The organism is Burkholderia sp. Ac-20392 (genome assembly GCF_017104585.1).
GTDB classification, from domain to species: Bacteria; Pseudomonadota; Gammaproteobacteria; order Burkholderiales; family Burkholderiaceae; genus Burkholderia; species Burkholderia lata.
This window is the reverse complement of the sequence record NZ_JAAGPB010000431.1, coordinates 1-7,160: the sequence shown is the minus strand read 5'-3', so window position 1 is coordinate 7,160 and position 7,160 is coordinate 1. Positions and strand designations below refer to the sequence as shown.

Annotated in this window: 7 protein-coding genes and 1 pseudogene; 6 read left to right on the top strand and 2 right to left on the bottom strand. The window is 67.3% G+C overall.

Translation table 11 applies throughout. From position 1 onward, the window contains the following. A partial coding sequence (locus tag G3N99_RS31185; RefSeq protein WP_206124303.1) for a LacI family DNA-binding transcriptional regulator occupies positions 1–952 on the top strand: 952 nt, incomplete at its 5' end. Between the two features lie 107 nt (positions 953–1,059). Here the strand turns inward: G3N99_RS31185 and G3N99_RS31180 are convergent. Next, positions 1,060–1,701, bottom strand: coding sequence for a GntR family transcriptional regulator (locus tag G3N99_RS31180; RefSeq protein WP_174984854.1), 642 nt, complete (start codon positions 1,699–1,701; stop codon positions 1,060–1,062). 131 nt (positions 1,702–1,832) lie between these two features. On the opposite strand from G3N99_RS31180, the gene G3N99_RS31175 reads away from it, so the two are divergent. Next, positions 1,833–2,309, top strand: a complete 477-nt coding sequence (locus G3N99_RS31175; RefSeq protein WP_174984856.1) for an OsmC family protein — start codon at positions 1,833–1,835, stop codon at positions 2,307–2,309. A 29-nt stretch (positions 2,310–2,338) separates the two neighbouring features. Further along, positions 2,339–2,983, top strand: coding sequence for a glutathione S-transferase family protein (locus G3N99_RS31170; protein ID WP_241011941.1), 645 nt, complete (start codon positions 2,339–2,341; stop codon positions 2,981–2,983). 103 nt (positions 2,984–3,086) lie between these two features. Here the strand turns inward: G3N99_RS31170 and G3N99_RS31165 are convergent, their stop codons facing one another. Then, a complete protein-coding gene (locus G3N99_RS31165; protein ID WP_174940533.1) occupies positions 3,087–4,037 on the bottom strand; it encodes a LysR substrate-binding domain-containing protein in 951 nt (316 codons plus the stop codon). Between the two features lie 113 nt (positions 4,038–4,150). Between G3N99_RS31165 and G3N99_RS31160 the strand changes: the two genes are divergently transcribed. From G3N99_RS31160 to G3N99_RS31150, 3 genes and pseudogenes are all read left to right on the top strand, one after another. Continuing rightward, complete coding sequence (locus G3N99_RS31160; RefSeq protein WP_206124301.1) at positions 4,151–5,902, top strand: IlvD/Edd family dehydratase; 1,752 nt, start codon at positions 4,151–4,153, stop codon at positions 5,900–5,902. A gap of 103 nt (positions 5,903–6,005) precedes the next feature. After that, positions 6,006–6,935, top strand: coding sequence for a dihydrodipicolinate synthase family protein (locus G3N99_RS31155; RefSeq protein WP_206124300.1), 930 nt, complete (start codon positions 6,006–6,008; stop codon positions 6,933–6,935). Positions 6,936–6,971: 36 nt separating this feature from the next. Further along, positions 6,972–7,160 (top strand): annotated as a pseudogene (locus G3N99_RS31150) (Gfo/Idh/MocA family oxidoreductase); the annotation flags it as partial.

Here is a 7,160-nt window from a genome sequence, read left to right as displayed (position 1 = left end):
GGCGACGCGCGCGCGGGTGCTCGAAGCCGTGGAGGCGCTCGGGTATCGGCCGCATCTCGCCGCGCGGGCGCTGGCGGAAGGGCGCGCGCCGACGGTCGCGCTGATGGTGTCGAGCATCGCAAACCCGTTTTATCCGGAGTTTGCGCTGGCGGTCGAGCGCGCGGTGCGGCGCAACGGGCAGTTCCTGATCGTCTGCAATACGAACGAAGATCCGTTGCAGGGGCGCGCGTATCTCGACCAGATCGCCGGCACGATCTCCGAAGGCATTCTCGTGACCAATGCGAACCTGCATCTGCCGGATCTGCTCGACGTGGCGGCGCGCGGCGTGCCGGTCGTGCTGTGCCTGTGGGAGCGGCCCGAGGCGCCGCCCGACGGGTTGCCGTGCGTGGCGATCGATTTTCGCGAGGCAGGGCGGATCGCGACGCGGCACCTGCTCGAGCTGGGCCACGCGCACATCGGCGTGATCGTCGGCGGGTCGGCGAGCGGCGTGCAGGCGGCGCGTTATGACGGCTTCGTCGACGTGATGCGCGAAGCAGGGCTCGATGCGTCGATCGTTGCGGCCGAGCCCGATTCGATCGAAGGCGGCGTGCGTGCGGCGGGGCGGTTGCTGGATGCGCATCCGCAGTTGACCGCGCTGGTCGCGACCAACGACCTGCCGGCGATCGGTGCGATGCATGCTGCGGCCGATCGCGGCAGGCGCGTGCCGGATGATCTGTCGATCGTCGGGATTACCGATATTCACCTGGCCAGCGACACGCGGCCCACGCTGACAACCGTCGCGATTCCGACCGCCGAGGCCGCCGGGCTGGCGGTTGAACTACTGAATGCGCTGCGCGAGGCGGGTGATCGGAGCGACGCAGTGTCGCGCGTGCGTACCGCGTCGCTGCCGAAGCTGGTGGTGCGGGGTACGACTGGTCGCGCACCTGACGGGAGCGCGACGCGGTCGGCTTGATGCGTGGCGGGGGCGCGTACGTTGAAGCCGCCCTCGTGATCATCTCGACCAGGCATGGGTTTGCGCTCCGGGGCAGCAGACGGCAAACGGCAAACGCACCGCCAGCCTCAACCGCCTTCCACGAGCCGCAGCACGATGCGCCTGGCCGATTCGAGATGCGCGACCGTCATCGAACGAGCCGCACGCCCATTTCGTTCGCGGCACGCCTGCAGGATCTCCTCGTGCTCGACCTGGAACGATGGCGTATCCGCGAGCAGCGTGGTCTGCAGGCGTTCGTACCGTTCGACCTGGCTGCGCAGCTCCGCGATCGTCTTCAACTGCCGCGCGTTGCCGCAGCACGAATACAGCAGCGCGTGGAATTCGCGGTTCAGTTCGCCCTGCCGGCGCGGCACGGCCGCATCGCCGAGCAGGCGATGGACGAGTTCGGCGCGTGCCAACGTCTCGTCGTCGAGCTGCTTCACGCTCCGGTAGATCGCGTCGCCTTCCAGCAGCGCGCGCAGGTCGTAGATTTCCTGCACGTCCGATGCACTCAGCATGCGCACGACGGCGCCGCGATTCCTGAAGATGTCCAGCAGGCCTTCGCGCTCCAGGCGCTGGATCGCCTCGCGCATCGGAATCCGGCTGATGCCGAACCGGTCGGCCAGGTCGCGTTCGACGAGCCGCTCGCCGGCTTCCAGTTCGCCGTTGATGATCATGTCCCGCAACGAGGCGGCCACGGCGTCCGCCGTGGAATCGAGTTTGGCTTCCATGCCTGCATGTTCCGTCAATTTGGAATAATGGTATACCAAATTGGAATCCGGTGCCAAAATGGCGAGCGCAGGCGGGCTTCGTATAACGACATCCGGCCCGGCCGAAGCAACCCACATCAATGGAGAGCGAGATGGCATCTGGCGAACACAAGTATCGCGTCGCAGTAGAGTGGACGGGCAATCGCGGCACCGGCACGTCGGGGTATCGCGAGTACGGCCGCGATCATTTGATCCGGGCCGGCTCCAAGCCGGATATTCCCGGTTCGTCGGACGCGGCGTTTCGCGGCGATGCCGCGCGCTGGAATCCGGAAGACCTGCTGCTGGCGTCGGCATCGGCGTGTCACAAGCTCTGGTATCTGCATCTGTGTTCCGATGCGGGCATTCGCGTGCTTGCCTATGTCGACGATGCGGAAGGCACGATGGTCGATCGCACCGAGCCGGGCCGCTTCACGGAAATCGTGCTGCGTCCGCACGTGACGATCCAGGCCGGCGACGATCGCGAGCGGGCAGCACATCTGCATCATGATGCGCACGCGAAGTGCTATATCGCGAACTCGGTCAATTTCCCGATCCGCTGCGAACCGGTGATCGAGTTCGCCGCCGCGTGACGCCGACACCCGCCTGAATGAAATCGACGATGAAGCTCTTTTACTACCCCAGCAATGCCAGCATGGCGCCGCACTTCGTGCTGGAAGAAATCGGCAAGCCGTTCGAACTCGAATTCGTCGACCGCACGCACGACCAGCACAAGTCGCCGGACTACCTCGCGCTCAATCCGAACGGGCTCATCCCGGTGCTGATCGACGGTGACCTGGTGCTGTACGAAGCCGCCGCCATTTGCCTGCATCTTGCCGATACGCATCCCGAGCAGCGGCTTGCGCCCGCACTCGGCACGCCGGAACGTGCGCAGTTCTACAAATGGCTCATGTGGCTCACCAACACGCTCCAGACGACGCTAATCGCGTATTTCTATCCGGAGCGCTGGGTCGATGTGGGCAACGCGACGGGCGCCGCACAGGTGAAGGCGCACGCGGAAGCGAAAATCGCGGCGCTGCTGGATCAGCTCGACCGTCAACTGGAAACGAGCGGCGGCCCGTGGCTGCTCGGCGCGCATTACACGGTGCTCGATCCGTATGCGCTGATGCTGTGCCGCTGGACGCGCGGCTTTGCCGAGCCGGCGCGCCAGCGTCCGGTGCTCGGCGGCTATCTGCAGCGGGTGCTCGCGCGTCCGGCGATTCAGCGGGCGTTGCAGACCGAAGGGCTTGCGCAGCCCTGGGTGTGACGCGTCATGGCGGCAGCATGCGCGTCGCTCGATGCGCATGCGTGCCGGGCGATCCGGAAACGGCAGCGGCCACGACGTTGCGAACCCGGCGTTGGCGTCAGCGTCACAGCGCGACGCCGTACACCTCCCGCGCAGCCGCACGAATTGCATCGGCCATCACCGCGACGGCCGGCGAATGCAGCCGGTCGGTGCGCGTGATGATCCCGAAATCGTCCATCCGGCAATCCATCTCCAGCGGCAGCACCGTGACGATTCCGTGCCGCGCGTAGTAGCGCGCAACGTCTTCGGCCAGCACCGCGATCATGTCGCTCTGTTCGAGCAACTGCGTGATGAACAGCAGCGCGGACGTTTCGACGAGGTTCGCCGGCGGCGCGAGGCTCGCGCGCTGGAACACGAGTTCGAAGCGGTGGCGCAGCACGCTGCCGGCCGGCGGCACGACCCATGCGGCGCGCTGTACGTCCGCGAGTGACAGCGGCGCCTGCGCGAGCAGCGGATGGCCGGGCCGTACCACCGCGGCCACCGGCTCGCCGGTCAGCGGTTCGTAGCGCAGCCGCAGCTTGTCGTGTTCGGCGGAGAGCCGGCCGAGCACGATGTCGATCTTCTCCTGCGCAAGATGTTCGAGCAGCACGTTGCTGGTGTCGATCTCGACCGACACGTGCAGGCCGGCATGCGTCCCCTTTACGGCGGCGACGGCCGGCGGCACGAGCCGCAGGCCCGGTGACGTGATCGCCCCCACCGCCACATGGCCGAGATGGCCGGCCTTCAGCGCGGCCAGCTCCTCGTGCGCCTGGTCGAGGCTGCCGAGCGCCGCGCGCGCGTGGCGGATCAGCGCGTCGCCGTACAGCGTCGGCCGCATTCCGCGCGGCAGTCGTTCGAACAGCACCGCGCCGATCGATTCCTCGAGTTCACGCAGCAGCTTCGACGCGGCCGGCTGCGTCATGTTCAGCGCGGCCGCCGCGCGGTGAATGCTGCCTTCGTCGGCAAGCGCGACGACCAGCAGAAGCTGGCGCGTCTTCAGGCGGCCACGGTTTCCCCACGGGCTGGCATCGGGCATCGTACGGGTTTATATCGATATCGAAATGGATATCGTAATCGCCCAAAACGTCATTAGCGAGTTATCAAAATTCTGCCTAGACTGCGCCGGTACCCGTCACCACAGGACTGACGATGTCGGCAACGAAACCCAGGCTGCGCTCCACCCAATGGTTCGGCACGAACGACAAGAACGGCTTCATGTACCGGAGCTGGATGAAGAACCAGGGCATCCCCGATCATGAGTTCGATGGCCGGCCGATCATCGGCATCTGCAATACGTGGTCCGAACTGACGCCGTGCAACGCCCACTTCCGCAAGCTCGCCGAGCACGTGAAGCGCGGGATCTCCGAGGCCGGCGGCTTTCCGGTCGAATTCCCGGTGTTCTCGAACGGTGAATCGAACCTGCGCCCGTCGGCGATGCTCACGCGCAACCTCGCGTCGATGGACGTCGAGGAGGCGATTCGCGGCAACCCGATCGACGCGGTCGTGCTGCTGGCCGGCTGCGACAAGACGACGCCCGCGCTGCTGATGGGCGCGGCGAGTTGCGACGTGCCGGCGATCGTCGTGTCGGGCGGCCCGATGCTGAACGGCAAGCTGGAAGGCAGGAACATCGGCTCCGGCACCGCCGTGTGGCAGCTGCACGAAGCGCTGAAGGCCGGCGAGATCGACCTGCATCACTTCCTGTCGGCCGAAGCCGGGATGTCGCGCTCGGCCGGTACCTGCAACACGATGGGCACCGCGTCGACGATGGCGTGCATGGCCGAGGCGCTCGGCGTCGCGCTGCCGCACAACGCGGCGATTCCGGCCGTCGATTCGCGCCGCTACGTGCTCGCGCACATGTCCGGCATCCGCATCGTCGAGATGGCGCTGGAAGGGCTCGTGCTGTCGAAGATCCTCACGCGCGCGGCGTTCGAGAACGCGATCCGCGCGAATGCGGCGATCGGCGGCTCGACCAATGCGGTGATCCACCTGAAGGCGATCGCGGGCCGCATCGGCGTGCCGCTCGAACTGGAAGACTGGATGCGCATCGGCCGCGACACGCCGACGATCGTCGACCTGATGCCGTCGGGGCGCTTCCTGATGGAGGAGTTCTATTACGCGGGCGGGCTGCCGGCGGTGTTGCGCCGGCTCGGCGAAGGCGGGCTGCTGCCGAACCCGGATGCGCTGACGGTGAACGGCAAGTCGCTGTGGGACAACGTGCGCGAAGCGCCGAACTACGACGACGAGGTGATCCGCCCGCTCGACCGGCCGCTGATCGCGGACGGCGGCATCCGCATCCTGCGCGGCAATCTTGCGCCGCGCGGTGCGGTGCTGAAGCCGTCGGCGGCGAGCCCCGAGCTGCTCAAGCATCGCGGCCGGGCGGTAGTGTTCGAGAACCTCGAACACTACAAGGCGACGATCAACGACGAGGCGCTCGACGTCGACGCAAGCTCCGTGATGGTGCTGAAGAACTGCGGGCCGCGCGGCTATCCGGGGATGGCCGAGGTCGGCAACATGGGGCTGCCGCCGAAGCTGTTGCGCCAGGGCGTGAAGGACATGGTGCGGATTTCCGACGCACGGATGAGCGGCACCGCGTACGGCACGGTCGTGCTGCACGTCGCGCCGGAGGCCGCCGCCGGCGGGCCGCTCGCGGCCGTGCGCAACGGCGACTGGATCGAGCTCGACTGCGAGGCCGGCACGCTGCATCTCGACATTCCGGATGACGAACTGCAGCGCCGCCTGTCGGACGTCGATCCGGCCGCGGCGCCGGGCGTGGTCGGCCAGCTCGGCAAGGGCGGCTACGCACGGTTGTACATCGATCACGTGCTGCAGGCCGACGAGGGGTGCGATCTCGACTTCCTGGTCGGCACGCGCGGCGCGGAGGTGCCGAGCCATTCGCATTGAGCGGCTGCGTCGCAGCCGGTGGCGGGCTTTCCCGGCCCGTGCTTCGTGAAACCGTGAACGCATGACGGCCGGCCGCCACAGGGGCCGGCGCAGGACGCGAACCATGACATCGAGCAGCACGCCGCGTTATCGCGGCATTTTCCCCGTCGTCCCGACGACGTTTACCGACACCGGTGAGCTCGACCTCGCAAGCCAGAAGCGCGCGGTCGATTTCATGATCGACGCGGGCTCGGACGGGCTGTGCATCCTCGCGAACTTTTCCGAACAGTTCGCGATCACCGACGACGAACGCGACGTGCTCATGCGCACGATCCTCGAACACGTCGCGGGCCGCGTGCCGGTGATCGTCACGACGTCGCACTACAGCACGCAGGTGTGCGCGGCGCGCAGCCTGCGCGCGCAGCAGCTCGGCGCGGCGATGGTGATGGCGATGCCGCCGTATCACGGCGCGACGTTTCGCGTGCCCGAAGCGCAGATCTTCGCGTTCTATGCGCGCGTGTCCGACGCGATCTCGATCCCGATCATGGTTCAGGATGCGCCCGCGAGCGGCACTGGGCTGTCTGCCCCGTTCCTCGCCCGGATGGCGCGCGAGATCGAACAGGTCGCGTACTTCAAGATCGAGACGCCGGGTGCGGCGAACAAGCTGCGCGAGCTGATCCGGCTCGGCGGCGACGCGATCGAAGGGCCGTGGGACGGCGAGGAGGCCATCACGCTGCTCGCCGATCTGCATGCGGGCGCGACCGGCGCGATGACGGGCGGCGCGTATCCGGACGGCATCCGGCCGATCCTCGAAGTGTGGCGCGACGGCCGGCATGACGACGCCTACGCGCGCTACCAGGCCTGGCTGCCGTTGATCAATCACGAGAACCGCCAGTCCGGAATTCTCACCGCGAAGGCGCTGATGCGCGAAGGCGGCGTGATCGCGTGCGAGCGGCCGCGGCATCCGATGCCGGAACTGCATCCGGACACGCGCGCGGAACTGCTCGCGATCGCGCGGCGGCTCGATCCGCTCGTGCTGCGCTGGGCGCGCTGAACGATCACCGAACGATACGCGAAGGAGGCATGCACGATGAGTGATCAGGTTTCGCTGGGTGTCGTCGGCATCGGCAAGATTGCGCGCGACCAGCATCTGCCGGCGATCGACGCCGAACCGGGTTTCAAGCTGACCGCCTGTGCGAGCCGCCACGCGGAAGTGGCCGGCGTACGCAACTATCACGATCTGCGCGCGCTGCTGGCCGCCGAGCGCGAACTCGACGCA

Excerpts from the sequence above, each read along its gene's own strand:
- G3N99_RS31180 (WP_174984854.1), bottom strand. The coding sequence starts at position 1,701 with ATGGAAGCCAAACTCGATTCCACGGCGGACGCCGTGGCCGCCTCGTTG.
- G3N99_RS31175 (WP_174984856.1), top strand. The coding sequence starts at position 1,833 with ATGGCATCTGGCGAACACAAGTATCGCGTCGCAGTAGAGTGGACGGGC.
- G3N99_RS31170 (WP_241011941.1), top strand. The coding sequence starts at position 2,339 with ATGAAGCTCTTTTACTACCCCAGCAATGCCAGCATGGCGCCGCACTTC.
- G3N99_RS31165 (WP_174940533.1), bottom strand. The coding sequence starts at position 4,037 with ATGCCCGATGCCAGCCCGTGGGGAAACCGTGGCCGCCTGAAGACGCGC.
- G3N99_RS31160 (WP_206124301.1), top strand. The coding sequence starts at position 4,151 with ATGTCGGCAACGAAACCCAGGCTGCGCTCCACCCAATGGTTCGGCACG.
- G3N99_RS31155 (WP_206124300.1), top strand. The coding sequence starts at position 6,006 with ATGACATCGAGCAGCACGCCGCGTTATCGCGGCATTTTCCCCGTCGTC.